The sequence below is a fragment of the Marisediminitalea oceani genome, from assembly GCF_003731635.1.
Classification (GTDB): Bacteria; Pseudomonadota; Gammaproteobacteria; order Enterobacterales; family Alteromonadaceae; genus Alteromonas; species Alteromonas oceani.
Window position 1 is genome coordinate 1 of sequence record NZ_RCUA01000017.1, and the last position, 26426, is coordinate 26426.

Genomic DNA, 26426 nt, shown 5'->3' on the forward strand with positions numbered 1-26426 from the left:
AACTCACAGCAAAACAGGTTATTGCATACAGCAAAGCCGACCCAAAAAAATATTCAGATGGTGAAGGTCTATACTTTTGCGTCCGCAAACAAGGCTCGCCTTACTGGATGATCCGCTACACCACAGCCAAAGGAAGACGAGAAGCAACCTTGGGGCAATTTCCTTTAATGTCGTTGGCAGACGCCAGAATTGCCGCCGCATACTTTCGAAAGGAAGTACGTGACGGCATAGATCCTCTTCTAGAAAAACAGAAAATCGAGTTACCTGACATTGAAACCGTGGATCAACTGTTCCATGACTGGTATCGAACCGATCTGAGTAGACGACTAAAGCATCCCATGATTCCGTATCGGGTTTACACCAAAGACATAAGCCCTGTCATTGGCATTAAGTGTATTGCTGAGGTGACCGCACGAGACGTGCGCGAAGTATTAGAGCGTATTCGAGAAAGTAACCGCCCTACCATTGCCAACGATACCTTGATGTACATGAAGCAGCTGTTTCGGCATGCGATAAAGCTCGACTTAACGCTGAACAACCCAGCCGCAGCATTTACCGTAGACGATGCCGGTGGCGTGGAGTCTAGTAAAGACAGGATGCTCAGCAAAGAGGAAATTCACTACGCCTTTAGCGTGTTTCATACCCATATCAATAGCTTTGGCCGCGACAACTACCTCGCTTGCTGCCTGTTTTTGGTGTTGGGTGTACGCAAAAGCGAACTGTGCGAAGCCATGTGGCGTGAAATGGATTTAACCACAGGCGTGTGGGATCTACCCAAAGAACGCAGCAAAACCGGCGTACCCATTAGCATCCCCTTACCGCGCCAAGCCATTGCCTGGTTTAACGAGCTGCAAGTCCGCGCTTGTGGCTCGCCTTATGTTTTCCCAGCCAGACGAGCAAGCCATCGCCCACATATGGGGCCAGATACACTCAACCGTGCCATATCTAAACTCTTTGGTCGCGAGCCTGGGCGCAAAAAGCAGCCTCCCAATAAAATGGGCAAACTTGAACACTTCACCGTACACGATTTGCGCCGCACCTTTCGCAGCCTTGCCGCCTCTTTGGGCATTGCAGGCAACGTAGCCGAACGCTGTCTTAACCATAAGCTAAAAGGTGTTGAGGGTATTTACGACCGCCACGATTACTTTGAAGAGCGCCGAATTGCCCATCAAATCGTGGCTGATGTGGTTGAACCACTGGTGAACTTTGAGCCCGCTTCACAAAACCACACAGGAGGGTGCTAACATGCAGTTTATGATGCGACTTGCCCCCATTACCTTTCCAATCACCATGTTGGCAGGGCTTGGTTGGTGTATTGGCATTGCCTTACTCGAACAACCTCATGGTATAGGCTACGCACTTACTCGGCATTGCCTGATGGTATTCGTGGTACTCGCTCCTTGGCTGATGCTAAAGCTCATGTTCTACGTGATTGTCAGTTTAGGACGCAAACTGGGGCTCATCCCGCCTGCACGCCCAACGCATAGCCTAGGTTATGAAGAATCACTCTATTGGTTCAGAGTATTGGCCTTCTTCGATGGCAAACGCAGCCGCATGCCGAAAAGGCCCATCAGGCGAAACTAACAAGACAGCCAATTGCGCACTTACCGTGGGCAGTTGGGACAATGGGGCAACACTTGATATGCCGAGCTTCAGAGGGTGAATAAGAGGGATGTGAACCGCCCCAAGGAATGGGGCAATTGGGGATGCGGTAAAAACTCCTAACCGCATCAAAAATACCAAACTTGCAAAAGTCCCAATATGGGACTACCATCTGTTTATGAGAATTATCGCACTATCAACCTTAAAAACATTTTGGGAAGACAGCCCAGAATACATTGACGCGAAAGAGCCAACTTTAGCGTGGTATAGGCATGCATTAAACGCTGATTGGGGATCACCGTCGGATGTGAAACAGGACTTTAGAAATGCCAGCATCCTCAAAGATGGGCGTGTCGTGTTTAACATTGCCGGTAATAAATACCGGTTAGTTGTTTGGATCAATTATGCCTACAAGGTGGTTTACATACGGTTTATCGGCAGCCATGCGCAATACGAAAAATTCGTCGGGAACGAATTTTCATGAGCAACGCGAGCCCGAAGGGTGAGGCTCATGGACGAGCCGAATAAAAAATTGATGTGCAAACGATTTGAAGCCAAACGGTAGTAACAAGAGGTAAATATAATGGACATCAGACCTATTAAAACAGATGCCGACTACCGCGCGGCATTAAACGACATCGAAAACCTAATGATGGCGGAGCCTGATACCGTCGAAGGCGAAAAGCTGGACATTTTGGTTACGTTAGTTGAAGCCTACGAAGCAAAGCATTTTCCAATGGATTTGCCAGACCCTGTTGAGGCAATAAAGTTTGAGATGGAGCGCAAAGGCTTAACGGTTAAAGATCTTGAACCCATGATAGGTAAAAGCAATCGTGTTTATGAAATCCTAAACCATAAGCGATCACTCACGCTAAAAATGATTTGGAAACTTCATGAAGGGCTAGGTATTCCAGCAGAGTCGCTCATCAAACCGCCGCAAGTTCGCGCTTCATAGCGCTGCGCATAAAAATTATGTTGTCATGAATGACGCTCGCTACCCAAATATTTCAGCTATTGATAACAGGCTAGCTGAGCTTGAAAACGAAAAGCAGCAGCTTCTCGCATTAAGAGAGGCTTTGCGTAGCGCTCAAAACAAGCGTTCAGTACAGACATTCACGCCAGAACAAAAAGTCGCCCTATTCAGACAACGATTTCGTGGAAGAGGATATCTTCGCCAATAGTTGGCAAAATCAACAGGGGCGCAGTGGCTATTCCGTAGCCTGTGATAATGAATGGGTAAACGGGGTTTGTAACAAGCCCCGCATTAAATGCCAAGACTGTTCACACCGAAAGTTTAGCGAACTAAACGAGCGCATTATTTACAGGCACCTTGCCGGTCATCAAGTGGTGGGGCTGTATCCCTTACTGAAAGATAATACGTGCTATTTGTTGGCAGCCGATTTTGACAAAGGCTGTTGGCAAGAAGAAGTCAAAGCAATGTCTAAAGCGTGCCAAGCGTTTGATATTCCCCACGCGATAGAAATCTCGCGATCTGGCAACGGGGCGCACTTATGGATCTTTTTTGACACCAATATCCCAGCTAACCAAGCTCGGGCACTTGGTTTCGCTTTACTTGATAAAGCCATGGAAATATTTCCAAATCTATCGTTTGACTCCTATGACAGGCTCTTTCCTAACCAAGATGTCCTTCCTGAGGGCGGTTTTGGTAATCTCATTGCGTTACCACTTCAAAAGGAGGCTCGCCTTTCAGGCCGTAGTTGCTTTGTTGACAGTGACCTGAATGCGATTGACGATAAATGGCAGTACCTAGCTGAGCTTAAAACACTCACTCAGGCGAGTATTGATCAACTCATAACAACCATTTCACCCAATACCCTATTACTGTCCGAACAAGGGCTAACAGATAACCGCCCACCTTGGGAAATCACAGCCAAAACCACACCAATAAAATTAGAGTCTTTGCCGAAAACCGTGACCATTACCTTGGCTAACCATATCTACTTTTTGATGAGCGAGTTACCTGGGCCACTACTGGCAGGACTCAAGCGATTAGCGAGTTTTTCTAATCCTGTGTTTTTTAAAACACAAGCGTTGCGCTTTTCAACCCATGGCATTCCGAGGTTTATTTCCTGTGCTCGTATTGAAAACGGTTATCTAGCACTACCGCGTGGCTGTCTCGATGACGCGATTGCTTTGCTACAAGAGCACAATATTTCGCCACTGTTCGACGATAAGCGCGAAACCGGCAAACCATTTTTAAAACTTACCCCCGAGTTCACTTTGCGAAAGAACCAGCGTGACGCAGTGGCCGCAATATCTAAACACGACTTCGGTATTTTGCATGCGCCGACCGCATTTGGAAAAACGGTTACTGCCATCGGCATGATCGTAAAACGCAAAGTAAATACCCTCATACTGGTTCATAGCCGACAACTGCTTGAACAGTGGCAAGAGCGATTACGCACGTTCCTACCCGACGTAAACATTGGCAGTATAGGCGGGGGTAAAAGAAAGCCGAGTGGCATTATCGACATTGCCACCTACCAAAGCTTGGTTAATAAAAAAGACAACTCCATCACGCCTCTCATCCAAGACTACGGCCACATTATTGTTGATGAATGCCACCATCTGTCTGCGCCAAGGTTTGAAATGGTACTCAACGAGGTAAGAGCAAAATATGTATTGGGCCTAACAGCAACGCCAGAGCGACAAGATGGCCATCAGAAGATCATTTTTATGGCGGCAGGGCCCATTCGCTACAAAGTGAAACAAAGCCCTGATGAGCAATTTACTCAAACCGTGATGATTCATCAGCTCTACGATATACCGCCAGCTGAGCTAATAAAAACAGATGAGCGCCCCAAAATAAGCGATGCCTACCGCTGGCTCGTCGATAACCAACAGCGCACTTCAAAAATTGTCTCAGACGCCTCTCAGTGTGTTCAAAATGGGGGACACCCCTTAGTCCTTACTGAGCGTAGAGAGCACGCAGAGTACATATATTTACGACTTACCGAGATGGGTATAAGCACTGTCGTACTCAAAGGCGCCATGAATGCTGCGGAACGCAAGAATGCTGATAATCATCTACAATCGGCTCAAGCCATCGTCGCAACAGGAAAATATGTGGGCGAAGGATTTGACCTACCAAGACTGGATACGTTGTTTTTGGCCATGCCCATCGCATGGAAAGGTACATTGGCTCAATATGCCGGTCGTATTCATCGTGAATCGGAAGGAAAAACACAAGTCACCATTCACGACTATGTGGACTGCGCCCTCCCTATGCTGCAACGCATGTTTAAAAAACGCGAGAAAAGCTACAAGGCAATGGGGTACGCCCTTGAATACTTTGAGGGTAACAGTGACAAGCAACCTTCACTCAAGTTGGAAGACACCTCTCCATCAAATCCCAAGTTAAATTAGCAAGCCGCTCTTCGTTGAACACTTCCTCATACTTTTATACCCATACGCCAAAACCACTATCCGTTTGGCTTTTGGATCGAAACGCCAAACAGGGAAATTAGACCACTTACTGTTTGGCTTCTCGATTGAAATCCAACGCTGCTAAGCCTTGCCGGTACTGGCACAAAGCAAGGTTTGGCACTTTTTGCACCCTAAACCAATCTCGACACCAAAGTACAAACCGTTTGGTTTTTCAAACCCAGAATGCAAACGATCGTTTGGCGTCTCGATTTTTTTGCATTTGGCGAACGCAGCCAAACAGCACCGTATTGGACTATGTATATCAAATAGTTAGCCGCGCACAGGTCATCATAAAAAACCGATTTGACTGGTTAGTTTGATGGCCATTTCTTTCATCTATTTCACCACCGAGTCTGCACCCGACGACTGAAAATAGACGGCAAGACGAACCAACAAGGTGATAAGTGACGTGTTATGGGCAAGTGACAACGATTGGGATAGAGAATGGATACAGCAGGTGGTCGCTTTACTGGTTGGGCATGGCGCGTTTACTCTCTACCCAGCATTAAGCCAGTGCGATAATGCGGCCGAACGCTTAACCCGCTGGTTGACCTATCAGTTACCGCGGGTTAAACAAGCGCACCCAGGCTGCCCGATTCACCAATGGCTAAATAGCATTGGCGCACAAGTGATCGTAGAAAAATGGCAAAGCCCCGAGCAATGGCCAAACCTGTATTGGCTACCTTTACCTGAGGTTGATGGCCACGCGCAAGGCGGGTTGGTTTTGTTACCGGCACATTTTTTACCGGTATATATGAACGGCACAATACAAACCAGAACATTGCAAGCAAACACGCCCGCCAACGCCTGCATCTTTTGGTGCATAACGCCTTTATCTAAAACAGGAAAGCGCGCTACCTTGCACCCCAAACAGCAAAACCGCGCCTTTTGCCTGCCCAGTTCGCCAGAGCAAATGGGCAAATCATGTACGGGGTTATTACTGAGAGGTTTTAGAAAGGAGAGCCAAAAACGAAACAGCAACGTGATCAGCCACCAGATCAACCTAGCGCTGCTGCACCACCTTTGTGGGCCGGAGAATGATGTGTGGATGAAAGCTAATTTTGGTGCCGTAACTGATTACGGTAGCAAAAATTAGAAGCCTTAAAAACGAGTAACCCCTCGCGGGGCGCTGATCTAACGGGTAGCGGGAGGGGTGTTGTTGATGCGATTTTAATATCAAAAGCGCCAAATAGCTCGATATTTTTTGATGTCGATTTTACTTAGCAGTTGTTCGGAATAACCGAACAACTGCCATTTTGATCAATGAGTCACACACCCGCCATCACTCATACCTTTTTAAGTATCAGACTTTTTTAAGCACCTGCTTTTTAAAGGCATTCATGGCGAGCTGATTAAATCGAGCTTCATCTTCGCCTGCCTGTACACTATTACAGTAATCACACATTGAATACTGGCTTTCAATTTGGCCTTGTTGACCCAAATGCTCAACCGTAATCTTTTCAGTATGCAGGATGAGTTGGCCCATCTCGCAAATTGAACAGGTTCGAGTATTCATAACAAATCATCCCCACTGCTTTGACTAACAGCTAGAAAACAGAAATCACTCTGAATAACATGTTGCTACCGACATTCATGTCGGTAGCAATACCCAGCGGCTCACAGCCAAAAAACAAACTCGAACTGTCAAAGTACTGCTCTTAGAATTAACAGAAAAAAGGAACCAGACAAAGTAAAAATAAACTATCTGGAATTTCCTAATAGTTGCGTTATGTATTAACTACGCAGTTATCCAGCTTTGATCTGTTAACACCTGCTCTGCAATCGCAATTTGCCTTGCAGTAAACATTTGTTTGCGTGCATTCCATGAGTGCACCTTTTGTACAAGCGCTTCGGTGCTTTGTACTCGCTCATATTTACTTAACCAATGCACCGTTGCCAAAAGTTCTAAGCCTTGCGGGGACTCAAAACCTTCGACTAGCTGCGACACTTTCTCAAATCGTGTTTGAGTGTCAGGGTGTTGAGTAAGAAATTCCTGCGCATCTTCTATAGCGCCTGGCACCAGCTGTAACTCTTTTTCAGGTGCATCTCCACCATCGGCATAACCAGAGATAAAGTGCCCTTCAATCGCATTGAGCACATGCCGCAAATTTTGTGCATAAGGGCCATAATGCGCTTTTTCGTATTTTAATCTTAATGGCTCACCTGCTTCTTGCATGAAATACAAAAGCTTATGAACTTCAAGTAACGAAACGGTTGGGTCAAGCAAACCTCTTAGATAGCGTTGCATTAGCACAATTATTAAGGCGCTACCAAGTGTCATCTCACATCACCTGGTTAACTGCCGAAAGGAAATACAGGCCGTTCTTGAAGAGTTAGCCACCACACTTTCAACTTTGTAATTACCAATCTGTGCCGTATCAGCATTTGGCTGGTATGTGGTTCTTTTGCGTACATTTCTGGCATTGGTGGTCACGATGGCTTTATCAATTTCAATACCGTTGGCATCTATTTCGTAATGGACTTCTGCCATGCTCAGTAGGTATTTTAAGAACAACTCTGAATTATCCAGTTGCTTCTGATTATCCTTAGGCTTCAGCCTATCGGATTTTAGATCGAATACTAATGCACGTTTTTGTTCGGTATCTTGCCATAAAATAATCAGGTCACAGCCTTGATTCACGCCTACGCCGTTAGTCGATTTTACATAGAGTGAAAGCTGTTTATATTTCTGCTTATCTTTTTTAGGCTGATAATCCAAAGTAAAGGCGAGGGCATTGTCGGGTATATGCTCGATATACAGCGTCGCTACCTTGCTATCTGCCCCATCTTCTTTCAGTTTTAACTGTTTCTTGGCGGTATCGTAATGGATAACCACATCAGGGTTGATGATCTCCTTCATCGCTGCCAGCATGCATCACTCCTTGATACCGTAGTAAATTTTATCGGCCAGCTCGTTGGCATCGGCGATTAAATTATCAAACACTTCCATATTGATGCCGTACTTGTCCACGTCAACGGTATGTATCTGGTGATCATCTTTTAGGCTGTAGGCTTTGATTTTTTCAGGTTTCAGCAGGTCTAAACCGGTCATTTTTGCCGATTTCATAATCTGCTCTTTGTTTTCGACATCAAGGTTAAGCATCACGCGGTTGTTGAGCTCGCGGATCAAATAATCGCTATGGGTTGTCACCAGCACTTTCACGCCAGAGTTCACTAAACGCGCCAATAGCCCAGCCATTTTTCGCTGGTTATCTGGGTGCAGGTTCAGCTCTGGCTCGTCGATGATCAACATGCCGTTTTTCTCGGCTAACGAGTTGATGTAGAGGTCAATTAAAAACAACGACTTAATGGAAGAGGATGCCACATAAACAGGCACAGCAACCTTATCGCGGCCGCGTTCTTTTTTCGGCATATACATCACTTGTTTATCGACCGCTTTGTAAGAGCCGCCCATTAAGTCTTGCAGCGCATCTCGAATCGGTTTGCAGTCGCTCTCTTCACGGATAAAACTCTTACGCTTACACAGATTTTCGTATTCGCGTACCACGTTAATATTGTCGTGGATTGGCTGGGCATAACGCGAACGCATACTGTTTAGCAGATCAATCGGGTTTACCTTATCGCCACTGGTAATGTGCTCGATAATGGCGTTTTTACTGATATCCAGCTCTTTGTAAAACAAGGCAATGCCGGTGCGTTCTGATGTGACTACAAAGGGGCGCGGCAATAAATCCGCAAATAGGCAGTCGGTAATATGATCGCTAATCACATCATCTAAAATTCGGTCCGGTACTCGCCCCCCGCTCTTCGTTTGGAAAGTGACCGATAACACGGTTTCATTTTCGGCCTTGTAAAAGCTTAACTGTTCTGACTGCCCAAAACTCACGGCTTGTTTAAACTCATTAGTAAAGTCAAACACTAGCTGGTCATGGCTAAACTCCGCTTTAGCACCGTTAAAAAAATCTTCCGGTACATTGAAGTAACGTGGCAAGTTTTCAGAAAATTCTGAAGAGGCGTTTTTAAGGTAATCTGCTAATTTCGCTTGATAGTCAGTCAACTCAATCAATAACGTGCCTTCGTCGCGCAGCTGTGCAAGGCGCTCACGGGAGACCGACAAATCAATCCACTGTTTAAAATGACGTAACAAGCCATAGATGGCATAGCTAATATAGGTTTTACCCATATTATTGGGGCCACAAATCACGGTTAAATCGCCCAGTTCAACGGTGCCTTTATCAATACCGCCTAAGTGTGCAAAGTTAAATTTCATGCGCCCTCCTAATTAAGCGGTGTGGTGTTAGGTTCAACATTTAGCTCGCCTCCCCAACGGTGACCTGGCCGTTCATTAGCATGGGGAGTAGCCAGTCGCGGAGCTTTTCCAGTTCTGCATTTTGTTGACTGTTACTAATTATCTTACTGAGAATCGGTGAAAGCTTTGCATCCATAGCCTTGATTAAGTCTTTAGGTGGCAGGCAAATTCGGCTTGTAACAAGGTGATCTTTGGTTATATGCCCCATAGTGGTTTTTCTAAGCTCTGCGACCATTTTGAAATACTCCAAATATTTCAAAACTTCGAAGTAATAGAAAGTTTTTGGATAACTTTCCGATGTAACTTTGAAAATGTGCTGATTTAACGCCCCTGTGCCACCTGCCCACAACTTAACTTCCAAAGTTGCTGACCACGAGAAAAGAATGTCGCCATCATTTACTACCACTTTTTCAGGTACACCTTGATGAACGGATTCCGAACTATCATCGAAGCCAGAGCTAAATTCTCTTATTTTGATTACTTTGTAAGTAGGTTCATCGCCCGTGGGGTAATATTTCTGACAAGCGATACCATTAGTAAACGTAGCAATATCAACTAGCGATGCATCATCCCACCCCTCCGGTATTTCCCGCTTGAGGGTTGGGTTGTAGACCATTTCTCCGCCGGAGGATTTGTAGGGTTTGCCCTGACCTTGTGGCGAGTCGTCGGGGAAGTCGAACTGTACAAACCAGTAGTCGTACAGGGTTTTGGCCATAGCTTCCAGTTCGGCGTTGATGCGGTTATTCACTCGTATTTTTGTATCTATGGCATCTAAAATAGCAACTATTTTTTCCTTAACGTCATCTTCCTTAGGGACGAGAATTGGAAGGTTCCTAAGCGCACCTAACGCTATATATGGTTGTGTTGATCCACTTTTAACAGCATCAAGATGGGCTCTTCCTATTGGTGAGTTGAGATAGTAGTAGAGCCACTTGGCATTAACTTCAGTGCCAGCTTTAAATAAACCAACATTTTTTACGGCATATTCTATTTCTTCATTGCTTTCAATAAAACAGAAACCACAATACGCACCTATCATGCTAATAATGACATCCCACTGATCAACCTTGCTTCTTTTGTTGATCTCATTGAAGTCGTGTTCACTTATTAGATAAGCAGTATCAAAATCAATCACATCACCCTTTATGTGTTTAGAGGTGATAAGTGGTTTTCCACACTCAGCTTGTTTTGGTGAGTCATGTGTGCCATCCGTGACTTTTACACAATACTCATTACCAGGAACATATTTCCAAGCGCTACTTAACATACTTCAACCCCGCCAACTGCTTTTTGATCTCAGTTTCCAACTCACGAGACTGACTAAACAGGCTATCTAAATTGCTGGTAAAGCCCTGCATTTTTTGTGCAAACTGCTCTGGGGTGATATCGACATATTCGATTTTGACATCAAAGTATTGGCCTGCACTTAATGAGTAATTTTTGGCCTCTATGTCGTCATAACTCACCGCAACGGAAAAGTCTTCTACCGCTTCTTTGGCGTTAAATACATCAATAATTTGTTGTTCTTCTTCGGCGGTTAATACGGTTTTTTGGTTTTTGCCGTCTTTGACTTTTTCACCCAAGTTTGAGGCATCTACCAGTACCACATCGCCATCGTTGCTGGCGTCGATAAACAAAATGGATACGTTCGTGCCGGTGGTGGCGAAGATATTGGATGGCATAGAAACCACACCCGCCAGCATTTTGTTTTTTACCAAATGTTCACGGATTTTTTTATCAATACCCGATTGCGCAGTAATAAAGCCAGTAGGCAGCACTACAGCTGCTTTACCACCAGGCTTGAGTGAAGCAATGATGTGTTGCAAGAACAATTGGTAGATTTCCATCTTGTCCTTAGCTTTGGCTTTGATTTTGGGAATACCGGCAAAAAAGCGTTCTTTGTTTTCTTTGCTATCGAGTTCATCCCTAAAGTCGCTGAAATCGAGCTTAAATGGCGGGTTAGAAACAATATAGTCAAAGCGTTTTAGCTCTTTGCCGTCTTTATGGTAGGGGTGTAACACCGTATTACCTTGGATCACATTCGGGATTGAGTGCACCAAGTTATTTAAGATCAGGTTTAAACGCAGCAAGTTTGATGACTTTTGTGAAATATCTTGGGTGTAAATGCTACAGCGGTTTTCACCAATGGCGTGGGCGACGTTCATAAGTAAAGTGCCTGAACCTGCCGATGGATCGTAACAGGCTACATTGCGTACGGTACCTCGCTCAGCTTGTGGTACGAGGATTTCGGCCATAATGCGCGCGACCGCATGAGGGGTAAAATACTCGGCATATTTGCCGCCGGAATTGCTGTTGTAGTCTTTGATTAGGTATTCAAAAATGGTGGCGTAGAAGTCGAATTTTTGGGTGAAGATGCGCTCAAAGCTGAATTCCACCAGCTTATTGATAATGGCGCGGCAGAAGGCATCGCGTTTTGAATCGTCGGCAATGTATTGGCTAAGGCGGTCGAACAGCACTACTTTTGCACCGCCATCGGTTTTTACTGCAAACACATCGTTATTGGTAATGGCAATGTCGATAAGGGTATCGTCAAATAGCTTGGCAAAGTCTGGCGCGTTTTGTTGGCTAAACAGGTAGCTAATAAAGTGCTGCGGTTTTAACCGTGCGGTATCGCCGCCCATTTGCAGTTGCAGCATGTCGAGGTCGTCTTCGCTCATGGCTGCCAGCGCTTCTTCCCACTTATCAGCCTTAGCGATGGTGTCGTCGAGCTTTTTCGCTTCAAAGGCGAACTTGTCGTTTAAAAACTTGTACAAAAAGGTTTGGGTAATGATTTTAAACTCGTTACCGTCGTTACCTAAACCATAGTTGGCACAGATGCTCTTTAAGCTATCAATTAAGGTTTTGGTTTTTTGCTGAAATTCTAATTCAACCATTTTCTATTTATTTCCTAATCAGTTTTACCCGCATTACCACGCTTGGCTGCCGGTATTAAATTCTTTTAAATATTCTGCGACGACGAGGTGGTTAATGTAACGCGAGGCGTCGGCGTTAAGTTTGATTTGCTGTTCTTTCATAAAGCGGCCAATCACCAGCGGCATCATTTGCCGTTCGAAGTAGCTTTCGTTGTCCAGCACTTGGCTGTTGTTGAGCACTTGCTCGTCGGCATCTTGCTTTACACCTGCTAGCGCTTCAAAAATTTTGCGTTCTGATTCGCTAATATCGCTTTGGCTTTGCTGGCGCTCTTGTAAGCGTTTATGAATACGAGTGTACTTGGCATCGCCAAGATACTTTTGCCGAAGTTGGTTGTTTTGGCGGTTCAGCTCTTTAACGCGGTCGTGAATTTTATTCAGTACGTCGATGTTGGCAACCATTTCATCTTGAGTCACTTCGCTTAAGTTTTTCTTCTTAAAAAGGCGCTCTAGCTCTTCTTTTAAGTTGATAAATTGCGGGTCTTGCTGGTCAAAGTTGCTAGCCAGTGCTTCGCGGGTTTGGCGCAGGGTGTTTTTCAGCTTATCGGCCAGTACTAGTTCTTCTTCGCCGATTTTGGTGAATGTGAAAATAACATCTTCTAAAGCCCTATTGAGCAGGTTACCAATATCTGCGCCATCCTGTATTGAGTTGGCAAGGTTCAGCATATCTAATCTATCGCTGGTAACTCGAAATAGCACATTGAGCTTGGCAAAATCCAGCTCATCGAGAAAGTCATACTCGCCCTGCAAGCGGATCAAGTTATACAAGCTGCGTGCATCGGCTAAGGCTTTTTTGAGTGCTAGTACGGTATCGCGGTCTTGTATTTGGCTGATCTGGTTGCAGAACTCTTCCATGTTGTCGGTATCAAAACGGAACAGTACGTCTTTGATATGCTCGATTTCTTGCTTGATCTCTTCCTGAGATTTAAACAGGTGCGAGTAGTGCTCCATCTCATCGCCCAGTTCTGACTGTAATTCGTCGAAATAGGCCTTGTTGGTGGCATCAAACTCTTTACGAATATCAGCAAAATCCACCACATAACCGTAGCGAAAATCTTTGTAGGTTCGGTTAACTCGGGTGAGCGCTTGCAGCAAGTTGTGCTTGCGAATCACCCGGCCAAGGTAGAGCTTTTTTAAGCGTTTGGCGTCAAAGCCAGTGAGTAGCATGTTATAAACAAACAAAAAGTCGATTTTGCCTGCTTTGAAGTCTTCCACCCAGTTTTTGCGCTCTTCTTTGGTGCCGATGTCGTGCAGAATCAGGGCCGCGTTTTTTACCTTTTGCGCTTGTTTGGCAGACTCTGCATAACTGGTTGGCGCAGGCTCAGCGATTTCAAGCACTTCGGTTTTTGAGTTGGATGTTTGCGGCAGAATAGGCGTTTCGGCATAAACGCCATTGAAGATTTCAAACATCTGCTTGGCTTGATCTGAGCTGTCGCAAATAACCATGCCACCAATGGTTGCATCGTTTAATGCGCCACGGCTTTTTTCAAAGTCGTTTACGATGTAAGTCAGCATGGGCTCAACAAAGCTTGGGTGGGCGTAAATCAGTTTGCGATCCACATCGCCCATTTTCACTTCGGCTTCTTCAAGGGCTTTTTGCAGCTCAATTTTGTATTGAGTACTGATCTCTTCACGGATTAATCGCAAGGTGTAACCGTCGGCAATGGACGCGTTGTAGTAGTATTTGTGAATGTAATCACCAAACAAGGCGCGTGAGTTGTAGTCATCTCCCAATAGCGGCGTACCGGTTAAGCCTATTTTTATGGCGTTGCTGTCTGACTGGCTTAGGTTTGCTAAGAAACTGCCTTTAGGGTTATAGCTGCGGTGAACTTCGTCTAAAAAATACACCCGCTGTATCGCGACGTTGTAGTCTTTGGTGCTGACCACATCTGGGTCATCTTTGAACTTTTGAATATTCACTACGGTGATTTCTGGCTTGCCAGAATGGTTATGGATCACCTGTGTGGCTTTAATGTCACGGGTAAAGGCATCCCTTGAGTTGATGGTGTGTACGGTTAAACCACGAGCGGTAAACTCGCGCTGTGCTTGTTGCAGAAGGTCTAGGCGATCAACAATAAAGTAAAACTTTGGAATGACCTGTTGCTTTTGGAAGTAATCGGTTAAAAAGCGCACGTTATAAAACGTTAGGGCAGTTTTACCACTGCCTTGGGTGTGCCAAATGATGCCTTTTTTAACGCCCTCGCTGAGCTTGCGTTCAATGGCTTTGGTGGCAAACAACTGCGGGTAACGCATGATGTGTTTTTGTAGTCCGTCTGACTCGGACACATACGCCAAGGCGTAACGCAAAATAAAGGCTAAGCGCTCACGGCTGAGTAAAGAGGTACAAATGCGGTTGGTTGGGCGCTCGGGTTGCTTGTTGGTCTGGAACTCTGGGTTGCTGCGGATCACTTCCAGATTATTGTCTTTTAAGACTTTTAGCTCGTCATCATCCGATACCGGCTTCAACAGGGCGGTTAAGTTTAAGACTTCTTCTTCGCGGAAATAGTTGAACACCGGCTTATGGTAAGAACTACTGGCATAGAAAGCGCCTTGTACGGGTTCTGGATCGCCGTCGTCGTACTCCATGTTATTGGAGAAAATCATAAACTGAGTGATGTTGGCAAAACGCTTGAACTTAGGGTTTTGAAAGCGTTTGTTGATGCGGTCGCGCTCGGCCAAAATACCTTCGCGGTTATTGGGCTTCTTCACTTCGATAAACACCAACGGCATACCATTGATAAGCAATGTGATATCGGGGCGGAATTCTTCATCGCCGTTTTGACACGTTAGCTCGGTAACAACATGGAAGGTATTGTTATTGAAATTCTCAAAGTCGATCAGCTTGGTATTTGAACGTTCTGACAGGCGCTCAAAGAAGGCTTTGCCTAGGTCTTCGTTATCCAGCAGTAGTTTGACATCTTCCAGCAAACGACCGGCTTCAGCATCTTCAATACCAGGGTTAATTTTGCCGATAGCGGTTTTGAATACGTCAGGGAAGATATTAGTGTCGAGATCCCAGCTTTGCCCTTTAAGTGATAGATATTGGTAGCCTAGGCGCATTAAATGAAGAATTGCAGGGATTTTTACTCGGCTATCTTCATTGAATTTTTTGGTATTGAAGGCCATAACATTCCTTGTAATCGTTTTAATTTGGAACCTGCTCAAGCAAATCGCTTAGAGGGCAGTTAAATAACTCGCACAGCTTATCGAGCGCTTCTAAGTCCACCTTGAGGGCGGTTTCTTTGTACAGTAGCGTGACGGTGGTACGGCTTAGGCCGGTTTCTCGCATCACGTCGCTAATGCGCATTTTTCTCTCGCCCATTAATCGGGCTAGGTGGCAGCGGATCATGCTCTCTCCACGGTGTTTTCTTAACCATAAACTTGGGGGGGTCACTATTGCTTACCCTACCACGATTATGATTATTCTCAAATTATTTGAGTTGAAACCAAATAATTGAGCGAATTTGTTATTCGTTCGGTGCTGGTTGTTGGTACGCTAACGGTTCACGGGAATGCCTCTAACAGTATTGTCTGCATTGGACTTTATACCTCGCCCAGCCCTTAGGTTGACTGGCGGTGCACTGCAAGGCGACAAGCCTACACAGGATTAATCGCCTTTTTAGTCATCCAAGATGCTGCCTTTCACGCAGTACATGCGTGGGCGGGTGTTGTCGGGCAGGCTGACTTTGCGCTGTGGTCGGTTGCCATCGGGGATTAGGTAGCCTGCGGCCATTAGTGCTTTGGCGGCGCGATCTGGGCTTAGGCCTTCGGTAGCTTCACGCCAGCCAGTTGGGTAAAACAGGTAGAGGGTGTGTGGGCCAGAAGTATCAAGCCAACCCGCGCGTTGGCGTACTTGGCTGCTGTAACCGGTTTGTTTGGGCGTAAAGCGGCTTTCGCCATGTTGCTCAATAAAACTGCGCACCTGGCGAATGGCTTGTTGATCTTCATTGGCGGCTACACCACCGCGGGCAAGTATCCATTGGTTAAGCTGGCTTAAACAGGCAGCTTCGACACTTTGAGCTGGCCAATCAAGTACTTTGACTTGAATGGCTAACAGGCCAGCGCTGGCCAGTAAGGCAAATTTTTCGGCGACTCGGCGCACTTGGCCGTCTGACTCGGGAGGTAAACTGGCTAAAAAGCGTTGGCGTACGTTTTGAAAAACGGGTCGCACCTGCGCGCTGTGCTGCGTTAAATACCGTAACCAGTCCAAGGCCAAACTGCCGTAATGTTGGCGACTTTGCTGTTTTAGGTGATCGGCTAAATCGGCGGCGTTCATACCATGACTCTGGTTAAACACGCCCATTTGCGCACCAGCATCGGCACTGAGATCAATCACTCGCACTTGCTGGCCAGCTTTTACGCGCTTGCCGATACTGGCAAGATGGCTTTCAAGCGTCACTTCGCCAGTAGATAAAAACACCAAGCGCCAACGGGCGGGTAAGCGCATTTCACCGTATTTGCCTGCACGGGTTTTACCTTGGCCATTGGCAAGCATGTAAGCGACATCACCTGCCTCTTTTGGGTCAACTTCGCCCATTTCATCGAGCGCCAGCAAGGCATCGTTATGCGCTAATGCTGTACCTTCTAAACCGTTGGCCGTGGCACGCCAACTGTGGCGCAGTTGATTAGGTTCGCCCCACACCGATAATGCCGGATACAGCGCTGCGGTTTTACCAGTACTGCTGGCACCATAGAGGTGTAAACCAAAACCATCCACTCCGCACAAGTGCAACAAAGGCGCGGCCAGCGCAGCGCAGACACCAACAATCAATAGCGGGTTATCCAGACAATAACGGCCAACGTGCTGCCGCCAACTGTCGCTACTACCTTGTTGAATAAAGCCTTCTATCGGGTGCATGGTTTGTAGCACCATGCGCGGGTTGTTGTGTTCGCTTGGGTAAAAGGTGAGGCGCGGATGCACATAAGCGTGGTGATGCCAGCCAATGCAGTTCACGCTAATGGCCTTTTGCGTAGCCAGTTCGCCCATTTGTTGAATAAACAGCGAGAGCAACTGCCGCGCTTTGACACTGTTACTCAGCCGCATGCCTCGGCTAAGTAATATCCGACGGTACTCGCTGCCGTCTCCGGCCAATAGTTCTGCTGGCATGGCCCAGTAGCGATGGCGATTGTCATCGTCTAACCAGTGCAATAAATAGCCGTAGTTGTCCCCTTGCGGATCGCGAGTACGAGCAGCTACTTGCAGCCAAGAACAGATTTTGACAGGGCTATCTTGCCCCGCTGGTTGCATCACCAGCCAGTTTTGCGCGTTATAGGCAAAACCAGCCGGTAATGTTGGCTCGTTGCTAGGCATATCACTGGCAGATAATTGGTTTAATGCTGATGGTTTATCCACGGCCATAAGCAGCACCGATACGGCGGGTTTCAATCCACTGGTCGATATCGCTTTCTAACCAGCCCACGGCACGCGCGCCAATACGAATGGAACGGGGAAATTCACCATTGGCCATCAGGGCATAAATGGTACTGCGGCCAAAGCCTGTTTTTGCCTTTACCTCGGGCAAGCGCAAAATCCGCTGCTGACGCGCTGGGTGTGTTGATGTGGTGGATGATTGTGTAGTTGGGTTCATCGTTTGCTTCCTCACTGATCTGTTAAGTTCAGTTAGGAGTTTGCCAGTACTAAACGGACGCAGTAGGCAGATAAATGCCCAGATCGTGCAGCTTTCTGAGGGTACAAGTAGCTACTTGCCCCAGTTTGTAGATAGTGCCCAAAACAATAAATGCTCTGTGGGCAGGGTTAGTGTGCGCCTAAGTGGCGTGAACTAAGGCTTTGCCCAAACTGCCCCAGATGCCCAAAGGGTAAGTGCCCAAAGCCATCTCAAAAGGGAAAGCCTTGCTCAATTAGAACGCCACAACACTTTTACGCGCATAAAAATGTAAAATATCACACTTTTCTGCGCGTAAAAGTGTAGACTGAGTTATACTACAGGCAGTTAACAGTCTAAATTGGCGGGAAATGACAATGCAGCGCAACTTACTCAACGCCCTAATAGCATGGAAAAGTCAACCTGTGCGCAAGCCATTATTGATCGATGGCGCAAGACAAACAGGTAAAACCTATCTACTGCAAGAGTTGTTTGGGAATACCTTTGCCAACATCCTTCGTATCGACTTCCTTGAAAACCCAGCTTACAAAGAAGCGTTCGATGGCTCGTTGTCACCTGACGAGCTAGTAATGAACATTGAGTTGTTAACCAACCAAGCGTTCAATCCAGACACCGACTTGCTGATATTAGATGAAATTGGCGAATGTGAACGAGCCGTAACTTCGCTGAAGTATTTTGCCGAAAAAGCACCGTCCTATTTTGTCGCAGCCAGCGGTTCAAATATTGGTTTGCTCAACACCTTCCCTGTGGGCAAGGTAGAACAATACAATTTACGACCACTGACCTTCCAAGAATTTATTTACGCATCCAACGAGCAAGCACTGATCAAAGCATTTGATAGTCAAGCAAGCACACCGGCGGTGCACACTAAATTGATGGATAAACTAACCGACTATTTTTTTACCGGTGGTATGCCGGAAGCCGTTTCTGCTTGGTATCAGTTTAAGGATTCAAGCATTCTAGAGCGTGTTGAAAAAGTCACAAAAATTCATGCCGATTTAGTTGAAGGTTATCGCCGCGATTTCGGTAAGTACGCGGGGAAGGTCGATGCCACACTGATTGAATCGGTGTTTAATAGCATTCCAGCCCAGCTATCACTTGTCAGCGATGAGTCAGTTAAACGCTTTAAATTTAAGCATGTGCATGAGCGTAAATCTCGTTATAGCGATTTTGAAACCGCGATCCATTGGCTTAACTGCTGCCGCTTAGCTTTGCCAAACTACCCTATTGAAGGATTACCTAAATCTCCGTTGGCGGCCTATAAAAAAGACAATATGGTTAAACTATTTCTGTTTGATGTGGGCCTGCTCAATCATATGCTGGGCAGCAGTTATAAAGAGATTAAGCAACAAAACTATGAATACAAAGGCTATGTGGCTGAAAACTTTGTGCAACAAGAGCTCACAGCTATTGGCGTTGACCCAAGCTATTCATGGAATGACGCCCGCGCCGAAATCGAATTTATTTTGGCGACCGATGAAGGCGATATCATCCCTGTGGAAGTCAAAAGTGGTAAACGTACAAGAGCAAAATCGTTGGCATCCTACGTTGAAAAATGTACTCCAAATAAAACCTTTAAGTTAACGGGTACACAAGGCTCTTCAGCGTTAGAACAAACCAATATCGTGATGCCTTTGTATTTCACGCAGTATTTACCAAAGAGGTGGTAAAAGCGCGTTGCCTAGCCCCGAAGGTCTACACAAAGTTACCTTAGGGATAACAATTTGTAGACCTGATGCTTACCATTCGACACTCAGTCTTATCTCTCTTGGATACCATAGTATCCATATTGAGCTTATTTCTATTAAAATGGACATCATAATGTCCATTTCAGGCTAAGTGAGCTTTCTGCTGACTCATTACTATCGCGTAGAACCAGTGAAAAAATGGCAAAGCTATGTTGACGGAAATCGTGCTCGATAAAGCCCTTCAAAACTGCTATGTTTTAGCTCTAACAGCAGCATAAAAACGGCACTGTTTTTCCATTGCTAATCACTAAGATTTAGTAAAAGCCATAGGCAAGTGGTGGGCAGTTTGGTGGGCAAACAGGCATTTTTGAACGGTTTCTTTTCGATAACTCGTTGAGTTTGTTAGGTTCTAGGCCGCTACTCAATGAGCAAATTCAAAACATCGAATAGTTTTTTCACCCGTCCAAGAATGTCTTAGAAGCCCTGCTATTTGCTTGTAAATACAGGGCTTTTTTATTTTCCTCGTCCAGATCGGTTTGCAGATGTCCGTTACCAACTACCTGTTTAGTGGTGGGCAGCCATTATTACCCCCTCCATTATTTCAGCAACTATGGAGTAAACATGGGAAAACTCACAGCAAAACAGGTTATTGCATACAGCAAAGCCGACCCAAAAAAATATTCAGACGGTGAAGGGTTATACTTTTGCGTCCGCAAACAGGGCTCGCCTTATTGGATGATCCGCTACACCACAGCCAAAGGAAGACGAGAACCACTCAAAGCGCGAGTGACAGAAGTGCATATTCTGGCCGATCGTGAACACCTTTCTGGTCTGATGGTGAACAGTTTTGCGAGTTTGGGTACCACATGTTTGTGCTACGCAAAGGGGCGTAACGGAACGCCCTGTAAAAGTAGACTTTTGAGACGATTTAACAGCGCTTTCCGGCTATTGTTCACCACAACAAAGCGCTTAAAGCATTGTTCAAACGCCGCTTCATCCGCTTTGAACTGATAGGCCTCAAACAGCTGATGCAAATAGCGTGATGCCGCATCGTAACCACTGGCGCAAGTTCGATCCGCTTGCTCTTGCGCTTGCTGCCAGTAGTGCTCACGCCGATTGTAAACATCCGTCAACGCTTGTTCTTTTTCTGCTTTTTCAATAGCCATTTTCTTTGCGAGTGCTGCGGCTTGCTCTTGCTGTAATTGGCTTTGCGCTTGCTCAATAAAAGGAGAAATTACCTCGGGGGTTAACCAATACTGATAGATTTCGTCTATGTTGGCAGGTTCTTTTCGCGTCAGCGCTAAGGCTTGGTGGCGAGTTAGCTGGCCTTGCTCAAACAGCGCGCGTAATAGCGTGTCTTTCTCAACTTCCGTGAGATTGTTTAGCCACGTATCAAACTGAAACTGGGCTTGTTTGGCTTGATGGCTGGGTTGTGCGTTCAGCACCATGGCGAGTGCCTTAACCAATGCTAAGGGAATATCATACAGCGCTGCAAACGCCTGCTCCTCTTCACTGAGGTGCTCAAAATCGAATTGAATTAACGGCACTCGCTCAACGTCATCATTAAAATCAAACATTTTGAGCCACATAAAGTACACAAGGCGCCAATCCCCTTGCATTAACCCGCTGCGTAACCCAGCTAAATGCTGGAAAAATTGGTCGGCATGCTCATCGTCAAAATATTCGTCATACTCCTCAAGGGAAAAAATCAGTAACTGCCACTCATCGTTTTCGTGAACATGAAGCCCATCACTTGAAAAGCCAAGTAAAGCTTCAGGGAGCGTTCCTGCTGGCAGCTTGATGTAGGCATCGATTGAGCCCCAATCAGCATAGTAAAAACCGATATCAAAGTATCTTAACATCAGCTCAAAAGGCTCCGCCTTTAGGTCACTATAGGTGTAATAGACCTGAAAGGACGTAGCGCTGATCTCGGCACGGCTTGAAATGGCTCTGAGCGCCTGACGTGCTTGAGCATCTAAATACCCATCCAGACGCTCAAATTTATAGTATTGATATTCGCTCACGATGACCTTGTTATGTATTTATTGTGAATTGAAAAGTTTGTTTTACTTTCATTGAAAAAGCGCTGCATTTTCCTGTTTGCGCTGATCCAATGTCTTAGCAATCGCAGACACGGTTGTTTTACTGATCCCTTGCTGCTGTGCCAGATACGTAAATTGGCTGATGGCTTCTGCGACTTCTTCAATGACTTGCCTTGCATCATGCCAATTCGCAAAGCCAGCACTGGTAGCAAGTTTTTGCATCACCTTAAGCGGTGGCGCTTTACCATAACCGCCGAACGCAGTGGCGTGTTCGTTGAATGGATGTGGGCTGTAGGTAACATCGTAAAAAGGGGCAGGATCCCATTGACCGTCATCCGCTTGCAAGAACGCCCAGTTTTTACTGTGGTCGTCTTGATTAGACGACAGCAGGTTAAAAATGGCGCGACGAAATTGCAGCTGTCCGGCGGCTGGTGATTTACACAACTGACGGCTGGCTTTAATCAAATCAATGTAATCTAAACTTGGCGTTCGAAAGTCTGCATCCAGTAGCCCGCAAGCGCTGTGCATATGCAATCGACCTGCACTGCGCTTGCTGCCTAAGTCGGCCTGTTCAGTGACATAATCAAAACGCTTAAGCGCCAACCAAGCAGACGCACCGCTGGTAGGTGGTGCTTCAATAAGTTGCCATTGCGGCGGTTGACACTTAGCAAGTTCTGCCATTTGTAAATAAACCGCCTCACACAAACCTTCTTCATGGCCAAGTGCGAGATTTTTAGAGGTAAACTTCACCAGCCAAGCCTCATCTCCAAGCTGAGCGAAGGTTCGACAATGCTGAGTTTCCCCAGCAGGCATATAAATTTGTGCCTTAGGTCTGGCCCCGCCCGAACTACCTCCGGCGACTAATGCGGCCAACACCTGTTGCGTATGCCCATCTAACTCATCGTGATTATCATCCATATAATCTGACATCGAAGAATCGAACAGCGTTTGTGCTTCTAAGCCTAACGTCGCTAAATCAATATCCGCGTGCGTGGTGGCTGAAAACTCAGACACCGGAGAAAAAGACAATGCTCCCATGCCTTTATCACCGACAAAGGCTAACCTATCCATCGCCGTTAATTGATTAGGCAGGATGCCCTTTTGCCGGAAAATACGATCTTGTAACAACATGCCCCAGCCATCGGGCAAACAATCTCCAAATACGCCATGTACACCTTGGTGTGGCTGCTTAGGTGCGACTTGAACTTGTGTGCTCGACTGCAAGGTAAAAGGAGATAAATTGCCAAACTGCTGCAAATAGCTGTCTGCATACTGGAAAAAAACGCCTTGCCGATTCTGCGCCACGACCCCTACAGCAACCTGCTCACCTGAGCTTAACGTACGAGTTACGGCGAGTTTTTGAATGGGTTTAAAACTCATCTTTTAGCACCTCATCAATACTAGAGGGCATAGTGACCCGTTCTTTGCTAGGTTGTGTGAGCTGATAAAGCCTATCCAATGAATCGAGGGTCTGCCATAGCAACAGCAATTGGCGAAATGAAATTTGCCCGGTCAGCTCAAACTTTTTAATGGTGGCCGCAGGCACACAGCTGCGCTCAGCAAGCGCCGCTCGTGACAGCTTTGCCTGCTTTCGTAACTCACGTAAATAAGCCGCATAGGCTTGGCTTACATCGGTATCATCAAGTAATGTAAATTTCATCCGCAAAGGCCAAATGGATACAGTCATATCCATTATAGCGAAATAAAACAGAAAGTGGACATTATTGTATCCATTATTAAGTGAGGTGTTGAAAAAATCACTCGATAAAGCCCTTCAAAACTGCTATGTTTTAGCTCTAACAGCAGCATAAAAACGGCACTGTTTTTCCGTAGTTTTAGCCAAGAAGCACCACTAAGATTTAGTAAAAGCCATAGGCAAGTGGTGGGCAAATAGGCATTTTTGATCGGTTTCTTTTTGCTTATTTCGATAGTTTCATCCTGGCCGCTTAATTTAGCGGCTTTTTATTATTACCCTTCAATAAATCACCGCTATCAGTGAATATAACTACTTTTACGTAACAACACACATAAGTTCACCGTTATTGGTGATTATATTTGAAATTTCTTATAACCACTCTATAATCACCAGTTATGGTGAACAATTATCAGTAGTCTTAACCTCATGGCCAAGAAAGTAACCGCTTCAGACATGCCAAGTACCGACTTTATCGATAGCGCAGAGATACTTGGGCAATTGATCAAAGCCAAGCGCACAGAACTCGGCATTAAAATAGCCGACTGTGCAGCGCTGTGCGGGATCGGCATTAACACTTTGTCACGCATCGAAAACGGTAATGCGAATTGCACCTTAGCTGCGGTTTTCTCTGTTCTGAATGGGCTGGGTATCAAACTGACATCAAAAGCGCTAACGCCAACAGCGAACTCCTCCTCAGATGAGGAATGGATTTAACCAATGGCGAACACCAATGCATATCAACTGAATGTAAGTTACGGCGATGAAATCATCGGCACAGTGACTCTGGATAGCACCACAAACCTATTAAGACTAAGTTATTCGCCGCAATGGCAACAACATGGATTTGCCATTTCACCACATTTGCAGCTTAACAACCGGCATACACCAGAGGTCGCTTACAACTACCTTGATAACGCCTTACCAGAAGGTGAAGCACGGAAGCTGCTGGCTGAAAAATTGGGTGTTTCAGAAAAAAACGTGTATTCGCAAGTACAGACCATTGGTAGCGATTTAGCCGGAGCGGTGGCTTTTAAACCCGCTCCGGAAACTCAGGTAGATGGGGCTCAACCGGTCTTTAGACCCCTTGAAGAGGCAGAGTTAATCGAAAGGCTCGATAATAAGGAAGAGTTCGGCCTGCTGACATGGGACGACAAGCCACGGCTTAGCGTAGCCGGTGTGCAAGACAAGCTGAATGTTTTTATTGATGACGTCGGGTGCATTGGTTTTGGCGACGGTTCTTTGTGTTCCACCCATATCCTGAAGTTTGAAAAGAAAAACTGCCCCAATCTGGTATTAAATGAGTTCTTCTGTATGAAGCTATCAGAGGCGATTGGATTGCCTACCGCCAATGTGACGTTCAGACGTTTTGGCCCTCATCCAGCCCTTATCGTCAAACGATTTGATCGTAAATATATAGCTGACAAAAAGAAAGTATTCAGGCGTCATGTAATAGATGGCTGCCAGGCCCTCAACTTGTCAAGAGATCACAAGTACGAACGCAACCTTGGTGATGGGCGGGATGTTCAGCACATTCGGGATGGGGCCAGTTTAGAGAAATTGTTTAAATTTAGTCAGGGCATGTCTTCACCCGTTGAAAGCACAAAATGGCTGCTCCAGTGGCAATTATTCAATCTAATGATCAGCAATTACGATAGTCATGGCAAAAATGTCTCGTTGTATTTTGACAAACACAACGCACGATTTACGCCTGCTTATGATTTGGTGAATATCGCCATGTTCCCGCAATTTAAGCATGTCTTAGCAATGGCGATGGGGGATGAATTTGATCCAAACGACATTCACACCTATCAACTGGCTGACTTTGCGGAAACCTGTAATATCGACAAAAGGCTATTGTCGAGAATATTGGTTGAACTTGCAGATAGCGTACTGAACCAACTTTCTGGTTGTACTTTTATCAATGAGCTGAAAGAACAGCCCTCTATTACGGTCGAGGACATACCTTATTTTGAGGCATTACGTGACAACATTTTCGCGAGAACAGAATATTTAAAAGCACAGGCGGAAGACATACCCTCTATAACGGTGTAAACCTGCAATAAACGCTTTAGCCGGTCAACGTTTATCAATAGAAGGGAGCCAAATCAAAGTGTTTACGCAAATAGTTGCACACAACTTGCTGTTTTATTTTTCGTACTAAAATGACTTTCGAGTGAATGAAGAAACAGGTGGTTAGTGTGGTCCAGCTTCCACAAAAAAGCCCCTTCGTCGGGGCTTCGTTAGTGGCAATAACGGTATGCTCGGTGATGGGTTAGAAATGATAACGCGCTGTCAGCGCCACCACTGAATAATCAGCTCCGCCAGTGTAACCGAGGTTAACCGAAGCAGCTTCGGTAACAAAATACCCCGCCTCCACGCAATAAACAAACTCCGTATCAGCGCCATCAGTGTCGAATCGCTCAGCACCGACAGAACCTTTGAGGACAAAGTCGTTGACGTTAAGAATATATCGTGCGGCCGCACTGAAATAGTTTTCATCAGCAGACTCAGAGTAGCTATCGCTTACGGTTTCAAGAATTGGATTTCCGTCGATATCCGTATAACGGATTTCTGCAGTAAAATCGACATCCGCAGTCGCATCTAGGTTACCGTAAGCAACCATTAGGTCGATAGTAGCGCCGTGGCTGACATCCCAGATATAACCAGCACCAAGCTCGTAACGGGTAGTGGTAAGTTCCATATTCGCCCGCTCATCAACCTCGAAACCCGGTTCTGATATGCCGTAGTTTTGATTGGTATCGTCCACAGCTCTCATGTACTGGCCAGCGACAAAAAATTGATCGAATTGTTTGGCAACACTTATCGTAATACCGGCTGGCTTCACTTCATCAATATCGTCGATTTCAAACTGAACATAGCCTGCTTCAGCATAATTAAACTGCGGATTGTTTGCGCTGGTTTGGGCCATAGCCTGATATGAGGTGAGCAATACGGATATCGCCAGAGAGGTTTTTCTTATGTGGTTTTTTCCTTGTAACCATTAAAACGTCAAACTTATCAACCAACTATTAACCGTCGGCCGGTAAAGTTGCGCCGAGCTTAAATGAAAAAGGCGATATTTTCACGTTTAATTTTTGCCTGGATAAAAACGGCTTAAACACTCAAT

The 26426-nt window shown here is 45.8% G+C and carries 22 protein-coding genes and 2 pseudogenes; 10 read left to right on the forward strand and 14 right to left on the reverse strand.

Features of this window, described 5'->3' with window-relative positions; genetic code table 11:
• From D9T21_RS06060 to D9T21_RS06085, 6 genes and pseudogenes are all read left to right on the forward strand, one after another.
• Positions 1-1244, forward strand: a 1244-nt coding sequence (locus D9T21_RS06060) for a tyrosine-type recombinase/integrase (protein WP_164464589.1), incomplete at its 5' end; no start/stop codon positions are given.
• A 1-nt stretch (position 1245) separates the two neighbouring features.
• The gene (locus D9T21_RS06065; RefSeq protein WP_001160163.1) at positions 1246-1584 is read left to right on the forward strand and encodes a hypothetical protein; all 339 of its coding nucleotides are present in this window, start codon (positions 1246-1248) and stop codon (positions 1582-1584) included.
• 196 nt (positions 1585-1780) lie between these two features.
• Positions 1781-2086 carry a type II toxin-antitoxin system HigB family toxin gene (locus tag D9T21_RS06070; RefSeq protein ID WP_076922908.1) on the forward strand — a complete coding sequence of 102 codons (306 nt, stop codon included), beginning with the start codon at positions 1781-1783 and terminating at the stop codon, positions 2084-2086.
• A 99-nt stretch (positions 2087-2185) separates the two neighbouring features.
• Positions 2186-2557 carry a helix-turn-helix domain-containing protein gene (locus D9T21_RS06075; protein WP_000354815.1) on the forward strand — a complete coding sequence of 124 codons (372 nt, stop codon included), beginning with the start codon at positions 2186-2188 and terminating at the stop codon, positions 2555-2557.
• A gap of 25 nt (positions 2558-2582) precedes the next feature.
• Positions 2583-4989 (forward strand): annotated as a pseudogene (locus D9T21_RS06080) (TOTE conflict system archaeo-eukaryotic primase domain-containing protein).
• Positions 4990-5458: 469 nt separating this feature from the next.
• Positions 5459-6145 carry a hypothetical protein gene (locus D9T21_RS06085; RefSeq protein WP_123324183.1) on the forward strand — a complete coding sequence of 229 codons (687 nt, stop codon included), beginning with the start codon at positions 5459-5461 and terminating at the stop codon, positions 6143-6145.
• A gap of 207 nt (positions 6146-6352) precedes the next feature.
• Here D9T21_RS06085 and D9T21_RS06090 read toward each other — a convergent pair whose 3' ends face one another.
• The 10 genes from D9T21_RS06090 to D9T21_RS06135 all read right to left on the reverse strand — a co-directional run bounded on the left by D9T21_RS06090 (position 6353) and on the right by D9T21_RS06135 (position 17837).
• Positions 6353-6565, reverse strand: coding sequence for a hypothetical protein (locus D9T21_RS06090; protein ID WP_206427239.1), 213 nt, complete (start codon positions 6563-6565; stop codon positions 6353-6355).
• A 222-nt stretch (positions 6566-6787) separates the two neighbouring features.
• Complete coding sequence (locus tag D9T21_RS06095) at positions 6788-7330, reverse strand: appr-1-p processing domain-containing protein (RefSeq protein ID WP_020744576.1); 543 nt, start codon at positions 7328-7330, stop codon at positions 6788-6790.
• A gap of 6 nt (positions 7331-7336) precedes the next feature.
• Entirely contained in the window at positions 7337-7921 is a 585-nt protein-coding gene (locus D9T21_RS06100; protein ID WP_123324184.1) for a hypothetical protein, read from the reverse strand.
• 3 nt (positions 7922-7924) lie between these two features.
• Positions 7925-9280 (reverse strand): AAA family ATPase, encoded by a 1356-nt coding sequence (locus D9T21_RS06105; RefSeq protein ID WP_123324185.1) that lies wholly within the window; start codon positions 9278-9280, stop codon positions 7925-7927.
• A 40-nt stretch (positions 9281-9320) separates the two neighbouring features.
• Positions 9321-10586 carry a restriction endonuclease subunit S gene (locus D9T21_RS06110; protein ID WP_123324186.1) on the reverse strand — a complete coding sequence of 422 codons (1266 nt, stop codon included), beginning with the start codon at positions 10584-10586 and terminating at the stop codon, positions 9321-9323.
• On the reverse strand, positions 10576-12213 hold the full coding sequence (locus tag D9T21_RS06115; protein WP_123324187.1) for an HsdM family class I SAM-dependent methyltransferase: 1638 nt from the start codon (positions 12211-12213) through the stop codon (positions 10576-10578). The genes D9T21_RS06110 and D9T21_RS06115 overlap by 11 nt, the downstream gene beginning before the upstream one ends.
• A 33-nt stretch (positions 12214-12246) precedes the next feature.
• Positions 12247-15375, reverse strand: coding sequence for a type I restriction endonuclease subunit R (locus tag D9T21_RS06120; protein WP_123324188.1), 3129 nt, complete (start codon positions 15373-15375; stop codon positions 12247-12249).
• Between the two features lie 19 nt (positions 15376-15394).
• Positions 15395-15598: a helix-turn-helix domain-containing protein gene (locus D9T21_RS06125; RefSeq protein ID WP_033539344.1), complete on the reverse strand. Its 204-nt coding sequence runs from the start codon at positions 15596-15598 to the stop codon at positions 15395-15397.
• Positions 15599-15868: 270 nt separating this feature from the next.
• The gene (locus D9T21_RS06130) at positions 15869-17608 is read right to left on the reverse strand and encodes a DUF927 domain-containing protein (protein ID WP_123324189.1); all 1740 of its coding nucleotides are present in this window, start codon (positions 17606-17608) and stop codon (positions 15869-15871) included.
• A complete protein-coding gene (locus D9T21_RS06135; protein WP_007146785.1) occupies positions 17595-17837 on the reverse strand; it encodes a helix-turn-helix transcriptional regulator in 243 nt (80 codons plus the stop codon). The genes D9T21_RS06130 and D9T21_RS06135 overlap by 14 nt, the downstream gene beginning before the upstream one ends.
• A gap of 392 nt (positions 17838-18229) precedes the next feature.
• Here D9T21_RS06135 and D9T21_RS06140 point away from each other — a divergent pair, with 392 nt between their 5' ends.
• A complete protein-coding gene (locus tag D9T21_RS06140; protein WP_036188612.1) occupies positions 18230-19543 on the forward strand; it encodes an ATP-binding protein in 1314 nt (437 codons plus the stop codon).
• Between the two features lie 639 nt (positions 19544-20182).
• A pseudogene (locus D9T21_RS22930) lies at positions 20183-20320 on the forward strand (Arm DNA-binding domain-containing protein); the annotation flags it as partial.
• 116 nt (positions 20321-20436) lie between these two features.
• On the opposite strand, the gene D9T21_RS06150 reads toward D9T21_RS22930, so the two are convergent.
• Genes D9T21_RS06150 through D9T21_RS06160 form a run of 3 tightly spaced genes read right to left on the reverse strand, consistent with a single transcriptional unit; the run spans position 20437 to position 23263 of the window.
• Positions 20437-21585: a hypothetical protein gene (locus tag D9T21_RS06150; protein WP_123324190.1), complete on the reverse strand. Its 1149-nt coding sequence runs from the start codon at positions 21583-21585 to the stop codon at positions 20437-20439.
• 48 nt (positions 21586-21633) lie between these two features.
• Positions 21634-22983: a type II toxin-antitoxin system HipA family toxin gene (locus D9T21_RS06155; protein WP_123324191.1), complete on the reverse strand. Its 1350-nt coding sequence runs from the start codon at positions 22981-22983 to the stop codon at positions 21634-21636.
• The gene (locus D9T21_RS06160; protein WP_123324192.1) at positions 22973-23263 is read right to left on the reverse strand and encodes a helix-turn-helix domain-containing protein; all 291 of its coding nucleotides are present in this window, start codon (positions 23261-23263) and stop codon (positions 22973-22975) included. The genes D9T21_RS06155 and D9T21_RS06160 overlap by 11 nt, the downstream gene beginning before the upstream one ends.
• A gap of 462 nt (positions 23264-23725) precedes the next feature.
• Here D9T21_RS06160 and D9T21_RS06165 point away from each other — a divergent pair, with 462 nt between their 5' ends.
• The gene (locus D9T21_RS06165) at positions 23726-24013 is read left to right on the forward strand and encodes a helix-turn-helix domain-containing protein (protein WP_123324193.1); all 288 of its coding nucleotides are present in this window, start codon (positions 23726-23728) and stop codon (positions 24011-24013) included.
• Positions 24014-24016: 3 nt separating this feature from the next.
• Entirely contained in the window at positions 24017-25351 is a 1335-nt protein-coding gene (locus D9T21_RS06170; protein WP_123324194.1) for a HipA domain-containing protein, read from the forward strand.
• Positions 25352-25571: 220 nt separating this feature from the next.
• Here the strand turns inward: D9T21_RS06170 and D9T21_RS06175 are convergent, their stop codons facing one another.
• Complete coding sequence (locus D9T21_RS06175) at positions 25572-26228, reverse strand: hypothetical protein (protein WP_123324195.1); 657 nt, start codon at positions 26226-26228, stop codon at positions 25572-25574.
• Between the last annotated feature and the right edge of the window lie 198 nt (positions 26229-26426).

What these genes read in the sequence shown, in the direction of transcription:
- D9T21_RS06065 (WP_001160163.1), top strand. Translation starts at nt 1,246, where the DNA reads ATGCAGTTTATGATGCGACTTGCCCCCATTACCTTTCCAATCACCATG.
- D9T21_RS06070 (WP_076922908.1), top strand. Translation starts at nt 1,781, where the DNA reads ATGAGAATTATCGCACTATCAACCTTAAAAACATTTTGGGAAGACAGC.
- D9T21_RS06075 (WP_000354815.1), top strand. Translation starts at nt 2,186, where the DNA reads ATGGACATCAGACCTATTAAAACAGATGCCGACTACCGCGCGGCATTA.
- D9T21_RS06090 (WP_206427239.1), bottom strand. Translation starts at nt 6,565, where the DNA reads ATGAATACTCGAACCTGTTCAATTTGCGAGATGGGCCAACTCATCCTG.
- D9T21_RS06095 (WP_020744576.1), bottom strand. Translation starts at nt 7,330, where the DNA reads ATGACACTTGGTAGCGCCTTAATAATTGTGCTAATGCAACGCTATCTA.
- D9T21_RS06100 (WP_123324184.1), bottom strand. Translation starts at nt 7,921, where the DNA reads ATGCTGGCAGCGATGAAGGAGATCATCAACCCTGATGTGGTTATCCAT.
- D9T21_RS06105 (WP_123324185.1), bottom strand. Translation starts at nt 9,280, where the DNA reads ATGAAATTTAACTTTGCACACTTAGGCGGTATTGATAAAGGCACCGTT.
- D9T21_RS06110 (WP_123324186.1), bottom strand. Translation starts at nt 10,586, where the DNA reads ATGTTAAGTAGCGCTTGGAAATATGTTCCTGGTAATGAGTATTGTGTA.
- D9T21_RS06115 (WP_123324187.1), bottom strand. Translation starts at nt 12,213, where the DNA reads ATGGTTGAATTAGAATTTCAGCAAAAAACCAAAACCTTAATTGATAGC.
- D9T21_RS06120 (WP_123324188.1), bottom strand. Translation starts at nt 15,375, where the DNA reads ATGGCCTTCAATACCAAAAAATTCAATGAAGATAGCCGAGTAAAAATC.
- D9T21_RS06125 (WP_033539344.1), bottom strand. Translation starts at nt 15,598, where the DNA reads ATGATCCGCTGCCACCTAGCCCGATTAATGGGCGAGAGAAAAATGCGC.
- D9T21_RS06130 (WP_123324189.1), bottom strand. Translation starts at nt 17,608, where the DNA reads ATGGCCGTGGATAAACCATCAGCATTAAACCAATTATCTGCCAGTGAT.
- D9T21_RS06135 (WP_007146785.1), bottom strand. Translation starts at nt 17,837, where the DNA reads ATGAACCCAACTACACAATCATCCACCACATCAACACACCCAGCGCGT.
- D9T21_RS06140 (WP_036188612.1), top strand. Translation starts at nt 18,230, where the DNA reads ATGCAGCGCAACTTACTCAACGCCCTAATAGCATGGAAAAGTCAACCT.
- D9T21_RS06155 (WP_123324191.1), bottom strand. Translation starts at nt 22,983, where the DNA reads ATGAGTTTTAAACCCATTCAAAAACTCGCCGTAACTCGTACGTTAAGC.
- D9T21_RS06160 (WP_123324192.1), bottom strand. Translation starts at nt 23,263, where the DNA reads ATGAAATTTACATTACTTGATGATACCGATGTAAGCCAAGCCTATGCG.
- D9T21_RS06165 (WP_123324193.1), top strand. Translation starts at nt 23,726, where the DNA reads ATGGCCAAGAAAGTAACCGCTTCAGACATGCCAAGTACCGACTTTATC.
- D9T21_RS06170 (WP_123324194.1), top strand. Translation starts at nt 24,017, where the DNA reads ATGGCGAACACCAATGCATATCAACTGAATGTAAGTTACGGCGATGAA.
- D9T21_RS06175 (WP_123324195.1), bottom strand. Translation starts at nt 26,228, where the DNA reads ATGGCCCAAACCAGCGCAAACAATCCGCAGTTTAATTATGCTGAAGCA.